This window comes from Pyrobaculum organotrophum (genome assembly GCF_055384425.1).
Genome location: NZ_AP042430.1, coordinates 1,208,737 through 1,226,070, shown reverse-complemented (window position 1 = coordinate 1,226,070; position 17,334 = coordinate 1,208,737). Strand labels below are relative to the sequence as shown.

The window sequence follows — 17,334 nt, the reverse complement described above, 5'->3', positions numbered from 1 at the left end:
AGTCTATATAAAATCTTTTAGCAGATAGCCCGTGCGATATTTAATAACTACAGTCCCAGGACTCGAAGACTTTGTAATAGAAGAATCGGCGGAGCGGCTCTCGGCAAAAACTGCAAAAGCCATATACATGACAGGACGCGTAATCGTAGAGACAGAGGCAGAACCACACGCCCTATACAGTTTAAAAACTGCAGAGAGGTTCGGCATATTCCTAGGCGAGGGGCTAGCAGAGACACTACAAGAGGTGGTAAACACGGCGTCGACATATCTACCACACGTCTTGAAATACCTCACAAAAAACACAACCGTAGGCATACGTTGCGAGAGAGTAGGCCAACACCCCTTCACCTCACGCGACGTAGAGAGAGAAGTGGGGAGGTGGCTAAAGGAGAGGGGGTACGTCATCAGCCTAGTCGACCCAGACGTCGAGATAAACGTCGACGTAGTACACAACTACGTCACAGTCTGGATCACCGTGGCCAAAAAAAGCCTCAAAGACAGGCCCTGGCGCGCCTATGAGCACTACGCCAGCCTAAACCCCATAATCGCCCACGCCATGGCCAGACTCGCCAAGCCAGCCCCCGGAGAAACCATATGCGATCTCACATGCGGCGGCGGAACCATAGCCGCAGAGGCGGCCGAATACGCCCCCTGGGCCAGATACATATGCGTAGACATATCCCTAAAACACATAAAAGGCGCCGCCTTAAACACGGCCCGCTACCCCCAGGTAGACCTCCTCTGGTTCGACTCCACCAAACTACATAGAGCAATACGCCCCATATGCGACAAATACATATTCAACCCCCCATACGGCTTCAGAATACCCGGCAAGATAGGAAAGCTATACCACCTCCTCGGAAAAGCCATGCGCAAACTCACCCGCCACTGCGCCACCTACGTCACAATAACCCCCAGATACAAAACCTTCACAAGCCAAGTAGGAGGCGAGATAATCATGAGAAGAGTCATATACCAAGGAGGCCTATACAGCAGCATCATAGTGGGAAGAATATGCCCCACCTCGTCCCCCTAACCCTCTCTTGGCCCCTCCCTGGGGGACTCAAGGGCCCGCCCTCGGGCACGAGCTTGAGGTGCTTAACCAAGTCAAGGAGCCGCGCGGCAAACAGATGTGCGTACCCATACAGCCAAAAACCGCCCACGAGATAGAGCGCCAGGGCCAGGAGGAGAATCAAGACAAGCCGCCTCGTGTAATACACAGAACGGAGGCCTTATATAAGGCGCGCGCCGCCATCCGCGAGCCTATAGTGGGGAGAGTGCGTCCCACGTGAGTAGGAAGACAAACGACGCCAGAGGCACAAACACGTTGTCGTCTATAGGCGGGAACTCAAACCTCTCCACAAAGCTGGCCAAGACCGCCGCGGCCGCCCCCGCAACCCCTAGGTAGTGCCAGCCGATAGGTATGGAAACAGCCGCCATGGCTAAATTGCCCACCCAGTGCTTCGTCCTCCTCCCAAACAGGAGGTTTCTTACGACGCCCGTGGCCGAGTCGCCCACGGCCATAAAAAGCGCCGGCACAACGCCCAAGCGCCAGTCCCCCAAAAGGCCCCAGCTCGCGGCCACCACAACCCCCACATAACTGCGAAAGAGACCTCGTACATATTGCCGGGGTCTTGAAACCACCAGAGGAGCCGGCCGGTCCTATGCGGTATGTAGAGCAACACAGCGATTAAAAACGCTGTGGCCGCGGGAACCACCCAGCTTGAAAAACTTGGGACCAACACCGCCACTACGCCGCCGGCTAGCACGTGGATAACCTTCCGGTTGAAATACGCCGCCCTCATGTGCCCTAGGCGAGACAGCGGCTTATAGAGCCACCTCGTCAACCCAAGGGCTACGAAGGCAACCCAGGCGCCGAGCGCAGAGGCTAACGCCAGGTCGTTATACAAACTCAACGCCATCTGTCTTGGTGAGGGTCACGCGGTAGAGAAAGTCCATCTGCCTGAGGGCGGCGGCGTAGTCGAACTCGTTTAGCGCCGCCACCGCGTCGACAGGCACCACCACGTCGTAGAGCCTCAGCCTAGCGCTGGCCACCGTGTGGAGGACGCAGATGTTGGCCACAGTCCCCGTGACCACTAAGTGCTGGACGCCGTACATCCGGAGTATGTGGTCGAGAGGCGTGCCGAAGAAGGCGTCGTACCTCATCTTCTCCACTACTATGTCCCCCTCCCTGGGCTTCAGCTCGTCTACGATCTCCCAGCCCCAGGTGCCCCTAATGACGTGGGGCCCCCAGATGGGGAACTCCACCGGGTCGTCCCCGTAGTGTGTATCCTTTGTGTATATCACCCGCACGCCGCTCCTCCTCGCCCTCTCCAAGAGGGAGGCGATCCTCGGGATGATCTCGCGGGAGGAAGGCGCGTACAGCCTCCCGTTGGGGTGGGCGAAGTCGTTTTGCATATCTACGACAATTACGGCGGCTCTTTTAGATGGGATAGAGACTCTATCGACGATATTCACCCTGGGCACGCGGACGTAATCAGGCAACATGTCAAAACTCCGAAGCATATTTAAATCTATATCAACCACTTTGAGATATGAAAGAAGTCATCTACACAGAAAACGCCCCCAAGCCCATCGGGCCCTACTCCCAAGCTATTAAAGTAGGGAATATGTTGTTCGTCTCCGGCCAGATACCGGTGGACCCAAAGACGGGGGAGGTGGTAAAGGGCGGGATAAGAGAGCAGACCAGACAAGTCATGGAGAACATAAAAGCGGTGCTGGAGGCCGCCGGCTACACCCTAGAGGACGTAGTGATGGCCTTCGTCTTCCTCGCAGACCTCAACACATTCCAGGAATACAACGAGGTCTACAGCCAGTACTTCAAAAAGCCCCCCGCCCGCGTCACAGTACAAGCCGCCCGCTTGCCAAAAGACGTATTAATAGAGGTGGCAGTTATAGCCGTGAGGTGACGAAGACTCGCAGCGCTGAGAGGTGAAGACGAACCGGGTTCCGACCGTCTTCATAATCGGAGGCGGGAGGGAGGCCATGCTCTGCGCCAAGAAGATAGGCGCGGTGCATATAGACCAATACGCAGAGGTCAACCCAGAGGAGGTAGACGGCGGGATTCAGGCACACGTCGAGGACCCAAACCTCGCCATCCTCCTCCTAGACGCCGCCGAGAAAATATACCTCTACCCCGAATTCGCCCAGCTACTCCCCAGCCTCCCCCGGGACAGAGTAGTCGTAGTGGCGCCGGAGGGCCACCCCCTCTGCGCCGAGTATAGATGCGGAGAGCCCTGTTCATAGCCACCACATCCCTCACGAGGTCAGGCGTCGAGGCTTGCGTAGACTTCCTAGAGGCAACCGCGCCGAGGCTTGGCGAGTTCTGGCTACCGCTCCCCAGGGAGCTCTGCGCCGGCCGGCCAGTAGACCTAGGCCCCCTGGAGAAGTACCTAGAGCCCCTCCTAGCCCTCTACCACGAGGTAGAGGCAGACTGGCGTTGCTACGGCTCCGCCGAGGACCTCCGGCGGAGGGAGATGGCCACGGCCAAGCTAGCCGCCCTGGTCATAAAGGCGAGGGTATATGGGAAAATCGACCTAAGGGAGTGGGACGCCTACTTCAGCCACCCGCCGAGCCCCCCGCCCACCCCCTCCCTCGTCTTCGGCGCCGTGGGAGGAGAGGAGCTCGTGATATGCGGAGCCCACCCACCCAACCCAATAGAAGCCGCACACGAGCTGTGGCACACCCTCACCCCACAGAAAAAGACAGAACTAGCCATGTGGATCACCAAATTCATAGCACATATAGTAGACAGCATAAACCTCGACGAGGCATACCACAAACTCATAAGAGAAGGCTGGGAAAACACATACAAGACAATACTAGGCAACTCGAGGCCACAGCCAAAGTGGTGAGGAAAAATTCCCACTTAGCGGCGCATAACGACCAGTATACACAGTGAATGGAGTAGATCACGCCAATTAGATATTGCATAATATAATGCTTATATATTTACCTTAGCTTTCATAGTATGAAGTATATTGCTTTGTTTTTATCAGCTATATGCATTTATGGAACCACCGTAACCGCAATTTGGCACTTTGAGAGCTACGGCGTGACAACACAAACAACAAGCCCAGCCCTTTAGGGCGGGGGATGGGTACGAGTATATTTTTCACGGCAGATCGGTGAAGAAGGCAGAGAATGGCTTAAACAGCAGTGCACGCCATACGACGAGGCGGGTCAACCTACGTGTAAGATGGCCCCCGCGGGGGGACACCCCGCCACGATACCCGCCCCGACGCGGCCCACCAACCCCGGGCAACGGCCGAGACCCCGGCAAACTCCGCCTCAGGGGAGGGGGTCATCTCCGTCTGTGGAAATATATAGCTACTAGTGGTACAAGTGCTGCCAACACGGCGGCCGCCCATAGAGGCGGCGCATCGCGGGGCTCTCTAAATTCGTAGCCAGTCTTAGGCCAGAATTCCACTATCAGCGGCGACTTGCAGTACCCAGAAAGCTCGACGAAGCGCCTCACTACTTTTTCCGCCGTCTTTTCATCCGGCGGCCTCGTGCCGTTGGGGTACGGGAAGACGAATACCCGGGGGCCTGCAGGGGATAGTATAAAGAGGTGGATAATGCCCTCAACTCCTCTCTCTGTTTCTCTCACAGTCCCCATCTCCTCCTCTAGTCGCATTGCGGCGTTTCTGAGCCTCTCGTTCTCCTCGTCGCCCCCCGCCCAATATGGGCCCACTCTTACGATAGCCGAGAAGTCGCCTATCCTCTCTTTAACCGCTTTGATTATCCCCTCCGCCTCGGCGAAGTTTGTAGTAACTATAATGAGGGGGTCGCCGTGCCGTAGTAAAACTTTGACCTTCGGCGTCTTCTTCACAACTCCATCAATCACTGCAATTTCCCGTCGGCCACTCTGTGCAGTCCCATTTTCATTAAGCCCCTTGGATGGGTCTCTATAGACTTTCAACCCAAGCGCCCTGCCTACAGCAGCCTCAAGCTCTGTATAGTTGCGAGCGGCTACTTTCACGATCTTAGATACTTGATATGCTCCCCTACCTGCGTCCGAGACCCCGTAGATGCTGACCACCACCTCCACCTCTGGACCCACGAGAGGTAGAACGGCGTCCACAAGCTCTTCGAAGCTGTGTGATGGGGGCGGCGGCAGAGGCCTCTCCATCCTTGAGAGGAACAGCATGGGGGTTGTGTCGTTGAAACTCCTCGCCACGTAGACATACGCCGAGCATGTACCCAAGTCAAATACATAGGTAGGCCTTAGGATGTCCGTCAGCGCTGTCAGGTTCTCCACTACAACCGAGCCACGTTTCTCAATAAGCGACACTGAAGACGCAAACACGGTTGCCAACGCGACAAGCAACACAACCCCCGCCAGCCTGAATATTTGAGCTAGAATCACGCCCGTCGCTGTGCCGGGATATATAAACCTTGTCTACTCCAAGTCTACAACAGCGGCAGAGATACAACGTAAAATACGGCAGAAAAAACCGAGCAACACGTCGGCAATCGCCCATAGGCACCTGCCTTCGCTGAGGATCATACCACTGGTAAAAAGGCCGGGATTCGAACCTTATCTCAAGCCCCCTCGCGGGGGCTTGACGAGACCTCCCAGACACCTCGGCCTCGAAGGGGCGCTGGTGGGGGCAAGCGGATTCCCAAGCTGAGCATCATAGCCGAGGTGGCTAAGGCGCACAGCGTGTCTCACGGCAAGAGCCGAGGTTCGCGAAAGCAGGTCCACTGGCTGAGGGCTGGCTATACCCTCCAGTTAGGGGGGTAAGGGTCGAGATTTTGGTAAACGCCACCGGGCTGGGGCCCTACAACGCCACCCGCCACCGCGAGGTGTCGCAGAAGGCTAAGTCCGAACAGCCACGTTGACGACACGATAGCGGGGCCGCGTCCACTCCGGCAGGCGCAGATGTGGCACCTCCACACCTGGGCCTCAGAGAGATGATCCCCCTCCGACCTGAAGGGCGGGGCTTGTTGTTTGCGCTGTCACAAAGCGTTAGGTGTGGCCGAAGTTTAAAAGCCACGCGGCCTCTACGCCGCCGTGTGATAGCAAAATTTTTAAATATAGACGACACTCTGTTTGTGGAGGAGCTTCCGCGAGAGGTGGAGCTTCTGCTCGAGGCGTATAGGGAGGCTAAGAGGCCCCAGATCAAGATAGGTTACATCAGGGTGAAGAGGGTGGTGGGTGTTTTCTATGGCGTTGAGGGTGAGGATAAGACTTAGGGCCGGAGGGCGCGAGGTCGAGACTTCCGCGCTTGTAAACACCGGCTTTGAGTCCTCTGCTCCTGACGTGGCGGTTCCCGTCGAGGTGGCTAGGAGGCTCGGCTTGTGGCCTCCCAAGTCGGCCAGAGTCGTGTCGGCCGATACGGGCGGCGGCGAGGTTGAGATGGTGTATATTGAGGCAGGCGCTGAGATCGAAGTAGAGGGGAGGCGGGCCTCTGTAAACATACTCGTGAACCCCTACATCGACGAGGTTTTAATAAGCGACTTCCTAGCTGGGGAGCTGGGCATCGTCATACTCGACGCGAAAAGGGGGCACTGGCGTTTTAAAGATGAGGAGACGATAAGGAGCTCCGTAGAGCCGCAACGCTGGCCCCGCCGCGGCTAAACCCAACAGCTGGCCTAATTCCAGCTTCTCGTCCAGCTTGAGCTTGTGCCTTCAGCCTCCAGCCGCCGTTGATGTGGCGCCAGGACTGCTTGGTAGGCCGCAGAGGTATTACAGCCCAGCCTCTGTGCGTCGCCCCCTTATCGCTGTACAACGCCTTTCAGGTTTCCTCCTGTACGGCGCGCCGAAAATCAGGGGACTTACTTCAGGGTTTTTCGGCGTCTCCGCTGAATCCGCCGAAAATAAGCGCTCTTTGCAGGGAGATCCCTGAAGTAACCCCGCCAAGAAAACATTTCCGTTTTCAGCTCCCCCTCGTAGTCGGAGCCGCCACAACGCGCATGTGCACACGGGTGACCCCCCGCGCGCTCGGCGGAGGCGGCCGTATTCCCCGATGGGAGATGACCCCCTCCCCGCCTGATGTTCGATGTCTCATCTACATTAAGCAACACTACCGATTTCTTTTGAAATACAGGGTGGCCGTGTGGATATCGAAGCATCCGCCTCTGGAAGCTGAATACAGCGATATGCTGCGGCTCGGCGCTGAGGTGAAGCAGAACCTCAGAGGTTCGTCGGCGCTTAAACTATATAAAAGCGCTCTTCAACACACTGTGTGAGCGAGCTGAAGTTGCCGCCCAGCGTCAAGAGGGTCGTGGAGATATGCCGCTCCATGGGGTTTAAGGTATTTCTAATTGGGGCCCGGGCTTTGGAGTTCTACGGCGTGGTGAGGCACACGGCCGATTGGGACTTGGCTATAGATCAGCCGTTTACTGTAGAGGTGAGGGATAGGCTCACTGAAGCGTTGAGAGGGGCAAGCTACGCTGTACAGTGGAGGAAGTGGGGGCTGTACGTCGACGCGGCAGGGATCCGCATACACCATCCGCCTCTCATGCTAGACAGCGACTTTATTTCTAGGTGTAGAGAGGCGGGAGGCGTCTTTATCCCATCCCCGGAGGATCTAGTTATCTTAAAGCTTGCCAGCTGTGAGTGTAAAGACGTAGAGGACTTGAAGAGACTTCTCAGACTGCCACTCGACTTATCTTACCTCAAAAAGAGGGCTCTCCAGGCGGGTCTGGATAAGGAGCTGTGGAAGATCTGGCGGAGGGTGCATGGTACTCGCCTTTAGAGAGGGGGAGTGTCTGCTTTTCGGAGCTGTGAGGTTATCAGCCGAGGCCGTATATGTCTTGGAAGGCTGTGCCCTGGCTGGTTGGTCCGCCCTCGCCGCCCATTTAGGTACGGCGCAGTCCCTTCCATTTCACCCCCCGTATCTCCAGTTCGTATGCCCGTCGCTCGACGCAGTTGTTGAGAAGGCTGTGAAAACCTCGCTACGTGTCTGGAGGGGGCGGAGACGCGTTTCCCTCGGCACCAGGCTGGGCAAGGAGGCCGAGGTAATTGAAGGATTCGTCACCGGTGAGCGATTCCGCTGTGGGCTGTATGTACAGCGGTGCGACGAGGCGGTTAGGCATATTGCAACACACGGCCCCGGCTCGAAGTATCTAAAGCTGTTGCCGAAATACGTAGAGGAGGGCTTGTGCCTGCATAAAAGGCGTTCCGCATAGGTTAACGCTGGACGTACCAAGCCTAGGGTAGGTACGGAGCACATCCGCTTGAGGCTCTTTAGGTCTCATACGTGATGGCGGACTGGACATGGGGGCCGCGGAGGCTCCTCTACGGCGTTTGAGCAGTTTTTGCTCCAAACAGTGTTTCTCATTGTGCTTGTGGTGACGCCGCTTGTTTCGAAGAGGGTGGAGCGTAACATTGAGCCGTTTTTCCTCGCCGTGGGTACCGCCGGCGTGTCTCTGGCGGGTTTGTAGAGCTGGGAGCCTCTCAAAGAGGCGCTTCCCCACCCACTAGCTGTCGTACCGAGAATCGCCGAATTCCTGAAATCGCCTCGACGAGAAAAAACGCGTCGTTTAAATCCCGAAACAGTGTGCACTGGAATCTGCGGAGACACATCCTATCGCCGTAGTATACATAGCCACCGTCCTCAGAGGACGCCAGAGTCCAGCGCCTCCCATCGAAGCGGAATACATAGAACCCCCTCCAGACCGGGATATGACCTCCCTGAGGCAGGGTTTCCCTGGGGTCTCGGCCGTTGCCCGGGGTTGGTGAGCCGCGTCGGGGCGGGTATCGTGGCGGGGTGTCCCCCCGCGGGGGCCATCTTACAACCCGCCGCATGGCGCGCACTGCTGTTTAAGCCATTCTCTGCCTTCTTCACCGATCTGCCGTGAAAAATATACTCGTACCCATCCCCCGCCCTAAAGGGCGAGGCTTGTCGTTTGCGTTGTCACGCTACTTCCTCTTTACGTCTCTAGGCTCCTCCCCCGTTAGCTCTTTTATAAGCTGGGCGAGCCTAGCCGCGGCCTCTGCCCCCTTGGGCGTCAGCCTCAGCTCCTCGTCGCCCGTTACGAACCCCCTCTCTTTTAGATACTCCACGTATTGCTGAAAGCGGCTGTAGCTCACCCCAGACAGCAACGCCGCCTCTCTCCTGCTACGTCCATCTGCGAGGAGGAGCAGGATTTTCGTCACGACGTAGAGATCAGGATAGAATCTCCCTCGCCTTTTCATAAAACACCTCGGCCCTCCTAGCCAGCTCGGCTGACCGCATCACAAGCCTCCACGCCAGGACCAACGCCAACGCCAAGGCGCTGTAGAAGGAGGCGGCCCACAGAGCCGTGTACAAAACCCAGCCAGCTGACCCCCCGAACACATCCCCCTTCACAACCACTATAAACCTCCCTCCCCGGGCCACGCTCCCCACGCCCCTTACGTGAAACACCACCTCTGTTATGTTGCCGACGAGAGCCGCGGTGTGGTTGCCCAGCCCCTCCGCGCTTGTCGCGGCAGACGCCGGAGCTACCTCAACCACCATCAGGGGAGTTGTGTAGAGATACAGCGAGGTGGTGGCGACAAACGCAAGCGCCGCGTAGGACGCAACGTACAAAACAGGAGCCGCGACGCAGACACCCCCGCGTCTGTGGAACAGCTCCAGCAGATCCAACCCCCCGGCCCCCTTCCTCCCGGGGAGAAGGCCGACAACCGCGGTGGCCACCGCCGAGGCGGCCGTGGCCGGAAAGACAAAGCCCCCCACGGCGCCTTCAACATAGAGGAGGAACAAGACAGGCAACAGCCATACGTGAACCAAGGTTAGGTAGAGGAGGGGAGGAGCCCACCTGCACAGACGGAAAAGTAGAGACATGGAGCGGAGAGGAGCTCTACTTAATATCATTTGCAGAAAAACAAACCGAGACGTCGAGAGAAAAAGACGGGTTTCTGGAGAGGCATTATTCGTAGTATAGCGTTAGCGTGCCCGAATAAGTTATGGAATAGGAGTTGGGGTTCATCACCACAGCAATAATGTTTTGAGACAGATCTAGAGGGAAGGAGACGGAGGCGCTCTGGCCGTAGCTACATATGCCGGGTCCGCTTCCCGTTTTCAAATCTACATACCCGAGGCAGAGATAGCCCGTGGGGCTCCACGAGACGCCGAACTCCACGTTGATAAGCCCGGTGTAAGGCCCGTAGCCATCTCCAGTGCCAGGAGGTAGCGTGCCGGAGATAGGTTGTGACGCTTTGATTATGTCTGGACTCGGCTTCTTACCGGCCTGGCCGGCGCCCTCTGCGCCGCCTTTCCACTCGATTCTACCCCTAGACCAGATCCTACCGCCGTCTATTACCAGAAGTGTGCCGTTGGGCAAAAACTTGAACTCGACTCGCCTGACCTCACCCCCTCTCATGACTATTTCCTTAATTATGGCAATGGGCCTCCCACCCTCTAGCAACACGGCGGAGCCGTTTGGCAACAGCCTTATCTCAGCCTTCTTAACCCCCTCCTTTAGGTTTAGCGCGACTGTGTGTACACTGCCCTGGAGATCTACCATCTTCACAACCCCGTTCTCATATGTGTACGTCACCTTAAACGCACCGGCGCTCAGAGCAACGGCCATCACCGCGGCCGCCAACGCGGCGAGCGCCGCCAGCTTGACCGTTTTGGATTTCTTTTCCATGCCCGCCGCTGTGCCGGGATATATAAGCCTTGCATACTCCAAGTCTACAACAGCGGCGGAGATACAACGTAAAACACGACAAATAGGACGGGGCGGTAGGTGCTACCCCGTCTAGACCCGCGGCGCGGTGCTCTCTCACATTCATCTAGCGGCGCCTCGTGAGGGGGGCGCGGCGCGGATGTGCGATAGGTGCGCGGCTTAGCGGCTTGGGCCTAGCTACCTGGGGAGCCCGCCGCGTGTCTCTTTGAAAAACTCCTCGAACCAGTCGGGGGTTCTGAACTCATTGACGACGTCGAGGTGGTCGTAGGGCTTTATGTCCAACACGGGGCTCCCGCTCCACGCATCGAGGCCTAGGACTTTGAGCCTGGGCGGGTCCACCTCCACGATCTTGACTATGGAGAGGGCAATGGGGTTGGGCCTCTGTGTAAAGCGCGTTGCGAATATGCCCACCTCGGGGAAGTCCCCCCGGCCCCAGGGCCTCAGCCTCAGCTTGACGCCTCGGGTTTCGTAGAAGAGCCATATTATTGAAGGCGTGGCTGTACTCCTCCAGCCCCCCAAGCCCCTCCACATACTCGTCGAACACCCTAATCACAGACACAAAGTCGAACCTATCCACCCGCCCCAGCCGCGGGAGGCCCACCTCTACAACCCCCACAGGCCTTAGGCAGATTGGGCACGACACGTCGCCTGTAGGCCGTGGGTATTTAAGTCAACCTCCGGCGCCCCCTCGCCACGTCCTCCAGACGCCGCCGCCTCGGCCCGGCGTAGTCCAGCTCAGAACCGCGCCGTGTAGACCCCCGGCTCCCCCGCCGAAGTCAACCAACTAGTCTTGGGAAAAGCCACGTAAGACCCCCCGGCCGCCCGTCCGCGCAGCCGCCGCCGCGACGTGCACAGAGCTTCCAAACCCCCGGACAAGCCCCACCCCCCTCCAGAGCCCCGCCGATCTGCTGAAACGCAGGCGGGGTTGACTACCACCTCCGCCACCACGCGAGCTCCGGGGAGAGCACTACACATACCAGACAGCAAACTGCGAACCCCCCGGCCCTAAACAGCGCCAGCCTCCCTCCCCCGAAGCCGCCAAGGGCACCTTCTCACCACACGTCAAGAGACCGCCCCTACCCACCACGGGACAGACCTTGACAACCGCCCCACAACGACCGACCCCCACCACCTCCACCAGCGCCGACACAACCCCCCATCCAAGGCCCCCCAGCCTACCTCCCGAAAAACCCACCTCGCCGCCCCGCCAGACCCCCCTCCGCCGCCTACGCCCGTGCAGGCTCTCCTCTACCTAGCCACCTCCCCCACCGAGACAGAAACAGAGGTGTGCGCCGACCCTCTAGAGGCCCCAACCCCCAGACTCGGCCAGATCTGTTTACCCCCCCCCCCCCCCCGCGAGGTGTACCGTGGCGAGCCAGCCGACCTCGGCCCCACCCCAGGCGAGACAGGAGCTAGCCAGGTGGATAGCGGAATACGTCACACAGATCGCGGAAAGCACAAACCTAGACGAAGCCCACCACAAGAAAACAAAACTCGGGTGGGCACAAGCCTACAGGAGGCTGAAGCCAAAGAAATAGGCAGAGCAGAACGGATACCCTCAAAAAGGACAAGACACAAATGATCACAGACGGCGAGGAAAAGCCCCGGCCGGGATTCGAACCCGGGACCTCCTCACTAGGCGGCTAACCGCCATTACCAGTGAGGCGCTCCACCAGGCTGAGCTACCGGGGCAGGATAGAAAATGGCAAGACCTTAAAAATTTTGTCTCCTCTGCCAGTGCGAAGTCGCTCAATCATAGCCCCCCGGCGCCCTCCCCCGCTAATCCACAGCCTTTTGGGCCAAACGCCTAGATCCGGTGTTGTTATAGCTTTTCGTGTTCGGCAGAATCGCCCCCGGTCTCCGCCATCTCTTCTCCCCTGCCTTCACCGCCGCCTCCTCGGCTTCTAGCCATAATTGTAGGGGCCCTCTAGCCTTGTAGTGGCGCATGTACACTCTATGGTGCTAGTAGCGAGCGTCTTGTAGGGCGGGGGTCTAGACCTTGAAAAGTTAAATATAAAATGCCGTATAGATGTCATAGTGATGATCTCTTCGCTGCGCGGAGTTGTGACCATTCCGGCGGAGCTGACACATTGTTTTATACACTATAAAGGCAATGGGGCCGCCGGGATTTGAACCCGGGATCACCGGCGTGCTGGCATCTACGGGGTTGTCCCCAGGCCGGCCTCAGGGGGCTACGCCCAATCCTAGCCAGGCTAGACTACGGCCCCTTTGCTTTATTGGGTGGAGTTTATTAACTTTTCTATAGTTCACTCGGTGTGAGGATTGCTCTTGTCCAGATGCCTAGGGTTGGGCTTGGGGAGGGGGTTCGCTGGCTTCTGGAGCGGTTGCCTAGGGCTGATGTGGTGGTTTTGCCGGAGTATTGGCTTGGGAGGTCTGTGTTGGATGGAGAGGGCTTGCGCAGGCTTGTGGGGGCTTTTGTGGATGTGGCTTCTGCTGTGGGCGGGGTTGTTGTGGCTGGCGGCGTGGCTGTGGCTGTTGGGTCGTCTGTGAGGGGGGTTTGTCCGGTGGTGGGGCGGGAGGGGCTTTTGACTTGGGGTGAGAAGATCTTCCCGTCGGCTGCCACGGGGGAGAGGGGGTGGCTGTCTCCCGGCTCTAGGCTTGCGCTTTTTGCCGTCTCGGGGTGGGCTGTGGGGTGTTTGATTTGCATAGATCTCATATATCCGGAGCTGGTGCGGAGGCTTGCGTTGGCTGGGGCTGAGCTAGTTGTAAATCCCGCGAGTATATCTGCCGACAGGAGAGGGCTCTGGGGAGCTGTGGGCCTTGTGCGCGCCTTTGAGAATTCGATATACGTCGCCTCTGCGGTGGGGACGGGTTTTGAATATGCCGACGGCAGGCCTGTGGCAGGCGGCTCTTACGTGGCTTCTCCTAACGGCGGCTTTAGAAGCTTTGGTTCTGAGGCTGGGGTTTATGTAGCTGAGCTTGATCGTGGGGAGGTTCTTCAAGCTAGGGCTAGGAGGAGGTATTTAGACGATGTAAAGGCCATGGGGGGCGTTGATTTAAATATCTATGGTCTATAGACGCTATGTCGTGTCCGATTTGCGTCAGGCCTATAGGAGTTGTTGAAGTGGGTCTGCCTAGGTGGGGCAGTGTGGATAGGTTCGACTTTGTGTCTGTGATTAGGGTGTTCGACGAGTATGTGGATGGCCTTGTGGGGCTTGAGGAGTACAGCCACGCCTTTATCCTCTGGCATTTCCACGAGGCAGGGGCGCCGCGTCTTAGGCTGAGGCCGTGGGGGAGGGAGGATCTTCCCGAGGTGGGGATATTTGCCACGCGGTTTCCGCAGCGCCCCAACGCGCTGGCGCTTACGATTGTGAAGATAGTGGAGGTGGATCCGCCTAGGGTCAGAGTGCTTGGGCTAGATGCTTGGAGTGGCAGCCCGGTGTTAGATATCAAGCCTTATGACCACCTCGATGTGGTTAACGAGTTCCGTACGCCGGATTGGGTCGAGGAGTTTTTCAGGGGGTCTGTCGATAAGTTCCCCCGCTGGCTGGGGCCTGCTAGGAAGACGTAGTGTAGAAAGATAATGGTAGCCCGGCCGGGATTCGAACCCGGGCCACGGGTTGTGGGTGCCGGCGGCACTGTCCAAAGCCCCGCATCCCAAGCCGGGTTGTCCTTTGGCCGCTAGACGACCGGGCTCGTCTATATCTTGGTTGTGGGTTTTAAGTTTTTTGTCTCTATTGCCAGCCTGTGGCTGGCTTTAGTGTTGTGCCGGCGGGGATTCTGGCGCCGCGTGGTATTAATGCGCCGAGTTTGTAATATGTCCTGCCTCTTACTTCTACGGGCTCTAGCCTTTCTCTTCCCTCTCTCAATACCGCCATTGTGACTACGTTAGGCTCTAATACGGCCTCCTCTCCGACTATGCTGTATGAGATAAATGAGGCTCTTCCTATAGTCGCCTTTCTGCCTATTAGGCTGTGGCTTATTTCCGCAGCGCTTCCTACCACGGCGTCTTCCTCTATATAGGCGTAGTTACGGATTAATGTGTGGCTCCCTACGAAGGTTTTTTTGCCGATGTATGCCGGGCCTTTTACTACTGCATAATGGTCTATCTCTGCGCCTTCTTCTACTATGACGGGGCCTTCTATTATTGCAGTGGGGCTTATCTTTGTATTGCTTGCTATGTAGGTGTGTTTCGGCGCGATGTATTCAAGGAGTTGTAGTATGTCCTCTGGGTAGTTTACGTCATGCCAGACGCCGCTCCAGGGGATTGTGGCTATTTTCTTAGTTTTCGCCGCCTCGTTTAATGTTTCATAAAACGTGGCTTGTAGTATTGTCTTTATTATGTCTCGTGGGAGTAGGGCTACGCCGCCGAAGATCCACTGGCTCTCTCCGCCTATTCTAGCCAGTAGGCCCCCGGCCTTTGTCTCTACAGCCCCGTAGCCTTTTGTCGCTTTTTTTGGCACTATGAGTATTGCGCCGTCTGCTCCCGTCGATATTGTGCCTTCTACTAATGCTCTGAAGGCGGAGGGGTCTACATATACGTCTCCATACGCCAGGAGGATGTGTGTTTCAGCGCCTAGGTGGGTCTCTGCGGTAGCGATGGCTTGTTCTATTCCCTGGCCTCGCTCTTCTACATATATATAGGGCCCTCGCTCTGGGTGGGGAGATACTATATACACTCTGCCGAAGATAGCTAGGAGGGGGTCTGCGACATATTGATAGAGTCTTTTTCCGCCGACTTCTATATAGGTCTTTGGGAGGGGGCCGGTGAGTTTTTCAAAAAGCCCCGGCTTTCCGCCTGCCAATACAACTGGTGCTATCTTCATACTACTCCACGGTGACGGTTTTTGCAAGGTTTCTAGGCTTGTCTGGGTCGTAGCCTTTTTCCACGGCGGTGAAATATGCCAGTAGTTGGAGAGGCACTATATGTAATATAGGCGCGGTGAGTTCTCCCAATTCTGGCACCTCTATGGCGTAGTCTAGTCTTTTGGCAATGTCGCTTTTCGTAGGCACTGTGCCTATTGTGTAAGCGCCTCTGGCTTTCATTTCCGCCACGTTGCTTAACGTCTTTTCTCTTGTGTTTGGGTCTGAAAACACAAAGAGGACGGGAAAGCCCTCTTCTACTAACGCGATGGGGCCGTGTTTTGATTCCCCCGCTGGGTAGGCCTCGGCATGTATATACGCCACTTCTTTTAATTTTAGAGCGCCCTCCATAGCCACTGGCAACGCCGCGCCTCTGCCTAGATAGTAAGCGCTTGGCTTATTCTTAAGTCTCTTTGCTAGGTCTTTTGCCGCGCCTGCTGTATTTTCTAGTGTTTTTCTCACAAGGTCGGGCAGCGCCTTTATCTCCCGCTCCATGGGGGCTGTATCGTAGCCTAGTGTTTTTAACGCTGCTACATAAAGCGCCGAGAGGGTGGCTACTTGTGTGGTAAAGGTCTTTGTGGCGGCTACGCCTATCTCTGGGCCGGCACGTGTGTATATAACTGCGTCGCTTTCTCTAGATATTGTACTACCGACGACGTTTGTCACAGCTAGAACTCTGACGCCTTTTTCCCTCATCGTTCTCACCGCTTTTATTGTGTCTATAGTTTCGCCTGATTGTGAAATTGCGACTGCCACATCGCCTTTGTCGAAAAGCTGTTCATATGTGGCGTATTCAGAAGCTACTATTGGAACTGGAGTCACTTTTATACGTAGTAGCAATTGTAGGAAGGCGAGGCCGGCGTGAAGTGACGAGCCGGCGCCGACTATGTAGACATTTCTGGCAGAGAGCAAAGTGTTTGCGGCAGTTTCTAACAAAGGCCACTCAAGCCCTGCGACAGTCGTGGCCAAAGACTCGGGCTGTTCATATATCTCTTTTAACATAAAGTGTGGATAGCCGCCTTTTGTAGCCATTTCTGCACTCCAGGGGATCTCCTCTATGCGGCTGGATACGTCTTGTGACACTCCGTCTGCTTCAATATACACCTGGGTGGGGGTTATGTAGCCGTACTCCCCATCTCTTACCGCTATGACTCTTCTCGTGTAGTCAAGGACTGTTGGTATATCGCTGGCAATTATATTAAAGCCGTCGCCGACGCCAATTATAAGGGGAGATAGATTTCTGGCGAAGTATATTGCCTTTGGGTTTTCCGCATCTATCAAAGCCACGGCGTAGGCCCCCCTTATTTTTGAAATAGCTTTTTTAAAGGCTGTAAAGGTGTCTACGCCTTGTCTCTTATACTCCTCGACGAGGTGTGCAATAACCTCGGTGTCCGTTTCAGAACGGAATATGTGCCCCTTGGCCAAGAGCTCCTCCTTTAATTCGGCGTAGTTTTCTATAATGCCGTTGTGAACTACGGCAATTATGCCGCCGCAGTCTATATGGGGGTGGGCGTTAGATTGGTCAGGCTTTCCGTGGGTAGCCCAGCGGGTATGCGCCACGCCGGCTGTGCCTTGTATAGAGTCAAAGTTGTACCGCGCGGCCACCTCTGCGACTTTTCCCGCGTCTTTCCTAACTATTAACAGCCCTCTGTCTACTACGGCGATGCCAGCTGAGTCGTATCCCCTGTATTCAAGCCTTTCTAAAGCTCTTCTCAATATTTCGCCTAAGTTTCTCCTAGGCCTCTCGGCAAATACTATACCAAAAATACCACACATAGGCTTAGTCTATTTATTGTTACATTTAATAGTTTTTCATAGACATCGGCCTTAGACAATTTTATCGTCGTCTAGCTCGGCTTTGGGCAG

General features: G+C 56.4%; 22 protein-coding genes, 3 tRNA genes and 2 pseudogenes. 14 read left to right on the top strand and 13 right to left on the bottom strand.

The annotated features are described in order from the left end of the window. Positions 1 to 31: 31 nt before the first annotated feature. Complete coding sequence (locus tag ACZ49R_RS07525; protein WP_464732561.1) at positions 32 to 1,036, top strand: THUMP domain-containing protein; 1,005 nt, start codon at positions 32 to 34, stop codon at positions 1,034 to 1,036. A 227-nt stretch (positions 1,037 to 1,263) separates the two neighbouring features. Here ACZ49R_RS07525 and ACZ49R_RS07520 read toward each other — a convergent pair. Beyond that, a pseudogene (locus ACZ49R_RS07520) lies at positions 1,264 to 1,922 on the bottom strand (dolichol kinase). Further along, complete coding sequence (locus tag ACZ49R_RS07515; protein WP_464732560.1) at positions 1,903 to 2,508, bottom strand: cysteine hydrolase family protein; 606 nt, start codon at positions 2,506 to 2,508, stop codon at positions 1,903 to 1,905. The pseudogene ACZ49R_RS07520 and the gene ACZ49R_RS07515 overlap by 20 nt, the downstream one beginning before the upstream one ends. A gap of 47 nt (positions 2,509 to 2,555) precedes the next feature. Between ACZ49R_RS07515 and ACZ49R_RS07510 the strand changes: the two genes are divergently transcribed. From ACZ49R_RS07510 to ACZ49R_RS07500, 3 genes are read left to right on the top strand one after another with little or no spacing between them, the layout of a single operon-like run. After that, on the top strand, positions 2,556 to 2,930 hold the full coding sequence (locus ACZ49R_RS07510; RefSeq protein WP_011762169.1) for a RidA family protein: 375 nt from the start codon (positions 2,556 to 2,558) through the stop codon (positions 2,928 to 2,930). 22 nt (positions 2,931 to 2,952) lie between these two features. Further along, positions 2,953 to 3,267, top strand: a complete 315-nt coding sequence (locus tag ACZ49R_RS07505) for a hypothetical protein (protein ID WP_464732559.1) — start codon at positions 2,953 to 2,955, stop codon at positions 3,265 to 3,267. Further along, positions 3,246 to 3,875: a hypothetical protein gene (locus ACZ49R_RS07500; RefSeq protein WP_464732558.1), complete on the top strand. Its 630-nt coding sequence runs from the start codon at positions 3,246 to 3,248 to the stop codon at positions 3,873 to 3,875. The genes ACZ49R_RS07505 and ACZ49R_RS07500 overlap by 22 nt, the downstream gene beginning before the upstream one ends. A gap of 449 nt (positions 3,876 to 4,324) precedes the next feature. Here ACZ49R_RS07500 and ACZ49R_RS07495 read toward each other — a convergent pair whose 3' ends face one another. Beyond that, on the bottom strand, positions 4,325 to 5,389 hold the full coding sequence (locus ACZ49R_RS07495; RefSeq protein WP_464732557.1) for a hypothetical protein: 1,065 nt from the start codon (positions 5,387 to 5,389) through the stop codon (positions 4,325 to 4,327). A 10-nt stretch (positions 5,390 to 5,399) separates the two neighbouring features. Between ACZ49R_RS07495 and ACZ49R_RS07490 the strand changes: the two genes are divergently transcribed. The 7 genes from ACZ49R_RS07490 (at position 5,400) to ACZ49R_RS07460 (ending at position 8,412) form a co-directional block, all read left to right on the top strand. Beyond that, positions 5,400 to 5,654: a hypothetical protein gene (locus ACZ49R_RS07490; RefSeq protein WP_464732556.1), complete on the top strand. Its 255-nt coding sequence runs from the start codon at positions 5,400 to 5,402 to the stop codon at positions 5,652 to 5,654. 424 nt (positions 5,655 to 6,078) lie between these two features. Then, entirely contained in the window at positions 6,079 to 6,219 is a 141-nt protein-coding gene (locus ACZ49R_RS07485; protein ID WP_167827602.1) for a hypothetical protein, read from the top strand. Beyond that, positions 6,191 to 6,604 carry a pepsin/retropepsin-like aspartic protease family protein gene (locus ACZ49R_RS07480; RefSeq protein ID WP_464732555.1) on the top strand — a complete coding sequence of 138 codons (414 nt, stop codon included), beginning with the start codon at positions 6,191 to 6,193 and terminating at the stop codon, positions 6,602 to 6,604. The genes ACZ49R_RS07485 and ACZ49R_RS07480 overlap by 29 nt, the downstream gene beginning before the upstream one ends. A 458-nt stretch (positions 6,605 to 7,062) precedes the next feature. Continuing rightward, on the top strand, positions 7,063 to 7,215 hold the full coding sequence (locus ACZ49R_RS07475) for a hypothetical protein (protein ID WP_464732554.1): 153 nt from the start codon (positions 7,063 to 7,065) through the stop codon (positions 7,213 to 7,215). Then, positions 7,212 to 7,724, top strand: coding sequence for a DUF6036 family nucleotidyltransferase (locus ACZ49R_RS07470; protein WP_464732553.1), 513 nt, complete (start codon positions 7,212 to 7,214; stop codon positions 7,722 to 7,724). Before ACZ49R_RS07475 ends, ACZ49R_RS07470 begins: the two co-directional genes overlap by 4 nt. Positions 7,725 to 7,752: 28 nt before the next feature. Continuing rightward, entirely contained in the window at positions 7,753 to 8,157 is a 405-nt protein-coding gene (locus ACZ49R_RS07465; RefSeq protein ID WP_464732552.1) for a hypothetical protein, read from the top strand. A 141-nt stretch (positions 8,158 to 8,298) separates the two neighbouring features. Further along, positions 8,299 to 8,412: a DUF1646 family protein gene (locus ACZ49R_RS07460; RefSeq protein ID WP_464732551.1), complete on the top strand. Its 114-nt coding sequence runs from the start codon at positions 8,299 to 8,301 to the stop codon at positions 8,410 to 8,412. Positions 8,413 to 8,890: 478 nt separating this feature from the next. Here the strand turns inward: ACZ49R_RS07460 and ACZ49R_RS07455 are convergent, their stop codons facing one another. From ACZ49R_RS07455 to ACZ49R_RS07435, 5 genes and pseudogenes are all read right to left on the bottom strand, one after another. After that, positions 8,891 to 9,166, bottom strand: coding sequence for a transcriptional regulator (locus ACZ49R_RS07455; protein ID WP_464732550.1), 276 nt, complete (start codon positions 9,164 to 9,166; stop codon positions 8,891 to 8,893). Then, positions 9,138 to 9,797 (bottom strand): hypothetical protein, encoded by a 660-nt coding sequence (locus tag ACZ49R_RS07450; RefSeq protein ID WP_464732549.1) that lies wholly within the window; start codon positions 9,795 to 9,797, stop codon positions 9,138 to 9,140. Before ACZ49R_RS07450 ends, ACZ49R_RS07455 begins: the two co-directional genes overlap by 29 nt. 85 nt (positions 9,798 to 9,882) lie before the next feature. Next, positions 9,883 to 10,605 (bottom strand): hypothetical protein, encoded by a 723-nt coding sequence (locus ACZ49R_RS07445; RefSeq protein ID WP_464732548.1) that lies wholly within the window; start codon positions 10,603 to 10,605, stop codon positions 9,883 to 9,885. 216 nt (positions 10,606 to 10,821) lie between these two features. Beyond that, positions 10,822 to 11,287: pseudogene (gene tsaA / locus ACZ49R_RS07440) on the bottom strand (tRNA (N6-threonylcarbamoyladenosine(37)-N6)-methyltransferase TrmO). A gap of 324 nt (positions 11,288 to 11,611) precedes the next feature. Beyond that, the gene (locus ACZ49R_RS07435) at positions 11,612 to 11,839 is read right to left on the bottom strand and encodes a hypothetical protein (RefSeq protein WP_464732547.1); all 228 of its coding nucleotides are present in this window, start codon (positions 11,837 to 11,839) and stop codon (positions 11,612 to 11,614) included. Between the two features lie 172 nt (positions 11,840 to 12,011). On the opposite strand from ACZ49R_RS07435, the gene ACZ49R_RS07430 reads away from it, so the two are divergent. Next, positions 12,012 to 12,182: a hypothetical protein gene (locus ACZ49R_RS07430; RefSeq protein ID WP_464732546.1), complete on the top strand. Its 171-nt coding sequence runs from the start codon at positions 12,012 to 12,014 to the stop codon at positions 12,180 to 12,182. Positions 12,183 to 12,244: 62 nt separating this feature from the next. On the opposite strand, the gene ACZ49R_RS07425 is transcribed toward ACZ49R_RS07430, so the two are convergent. Continuing rightward, positions 12,245 to 12,336 (bottom strand) — tRNA-Thr (locus ACZ49R_RS07425). Between the two features lie 422 nt (positions 12,337 to 12,758). Further along, positions 12,759 to 12,872, bottom strand: a tRNA-Pro gene (locus ACZ49R_RS07420). Positions 12,873 to 12,920: 48 nt separating this feature from the next. Between ACZ49R_RS07420 and ACZ49R_RS07415 the strand changes: the two genes are divergently transcribed. Together ACZ49R_RS07415 and tsaA (ACZ49R_RS07410) are read left to right on the top strand one after the other, a co-directional pair. Continuing rightward, positions 12,921 to 13,682 carry a carbon-nitrogen hydrolase family protein gene (locus ACZ49R_RS07415; protein ID WP_464732545.1) on the top strand — a complete coding sequence of 254 codons (762 nt, stop codon included), beginning with the start codon at positions 12,921 to 12,923 and terminating at the stop codon, positions 13,680 to 13,682. Between the two features lie 5 nt (positions 13,683 to 13,687). Then, positions 13,688 to 14,176, top strand: coding sequence for a tRNA (N6-threonylcarbamoyladenosine(37)-N6)-methyltransferase TrmO (gene tsaA / locus ACZ49R_RS07410; RefSeq protein WP_464732544.1), 489 nt, complete (start codon positions 13,688 to 13,690; stop codon positions 14,174 to 14,176). A 13-nt stretch (positions 14,177 to 14,189) separates the two neighbouring features. Here the strand turns inward: tsaA (ACZ49R_RS07410) and ACZ49R_RS07405 are convergent. The 3 genes from ACZ49R_RS07405 to glmS form a co-directional block, all read right to left on the bottom strand. After that, positions 14,190 to 14,301, bottom strand: a tRNA-Gln gene (locus ACZ49R_RS07405). 38 nt (positions 14,302 to 14,339) lie between these two features. Then, positions 14,340 to 15,431 (bottom strand): NTP transferase domain-containing protein, encoded by a 1,092-nt coding sequence (locus ACZ49R_RS07400; protein WP_464732543.1) that lies wholly within the window; start codon positions 15,429 to 15,431, stop codon positions 14,340 to 14,342. Position 15,432: 1 nt separating this feature from the next. After that, positions 15,433 to 17,244: a glutamine--fructose-6-phosphate transaminase (isomerizing) gene (glmS, locus tag ACZ49R_RS07395; RefSeq protein WP_464732542.1), complete on the bottom strand. Its 1,812-nt coding sequence runs from the start codon at positions 17,242 to 17,244 to the stop codon at positions 15,433 to 15,435. Positions 17,245 to 17,334 lie beyond the last annotated feature (90 nt).

Excerpts from the sequence above, each read along its gene's own strand:
- tsaA (WP_464732544.1), top strand. The coding sequence starts at position 13,688 with ATGTCGTGTCCGATTTGCGTCAGGCCTATAGGAGTTGTTGAAGTGGGT.
- ACZ49R_RS07445 (WP_464732548.1), bottom strand. The coding sequence starts at position 10,605 with ATGGAAAAGAAATCCAAAACGGTCAAGCTGGCGGCGCTCGCCGCGTTG.
- ACZ49R_RS07455 (WP_464732550.1), bottom strand. The coding sequence starts at position 9,166 with ATGAAAAGGCGAGGGAGATTCTATCCTGATCTCTACGTCGTGACGAAA.
- ACZ49R_RS07400 (WP_464732543.1), bottom strand. The coding sequence starts at position 15,431 with ATGAAGATAGCACCAGTTGTATTGGCAGGCGGAAAGCCGGGGCTTTTT.
- ACZ49R_RS07510 (WP_011762169.1), top strand. The coding sequence starts at position 2,556 with ATGAAAGAAGTCATCTACACAGAAAACGCCCCCAAGCCCATCGGGCCC.
- ACZ49R_RS07480 (WP_464732555.1), top strand. The coding sequence starts at position 6,191 with ATGGCGTTGAGGGTGAGGATAAGACTTAGGGCCGGAGGGCGCGAGGTC.
- ACZ49R_RS07515 (WP_464732560.1), bottom strand. The coding sequence starts at position 2,508 with ATGTTGCCTGATTACGTCCGCGTGCCCAGGGTGAATATCGTCGATAGA.
- glmS (WP_464732542.1), bottom strand. The coding sequence starts at position 17,244 with ATGTGTGGTATTTTTGGTATAGTATTTGCCGAGAGGCCTAGGAGAAAC.
- ACZ49R_RS07500 (WP_464732558.1), top strand. The coding sequence starts at position 3,246 with ATGCGGAGAGCCCTGTTCATAGCCACCACATCCCTCACGAGGTCAGGC.
- ACZ49R_RS07450 (WP_464732549.1), bottom strand. The coding sequence starts at position 9,797 with ATGTCTCTACTTTTCCGTCTGTGCAGGTGGGCTCCTCCCCTCCTCTAC.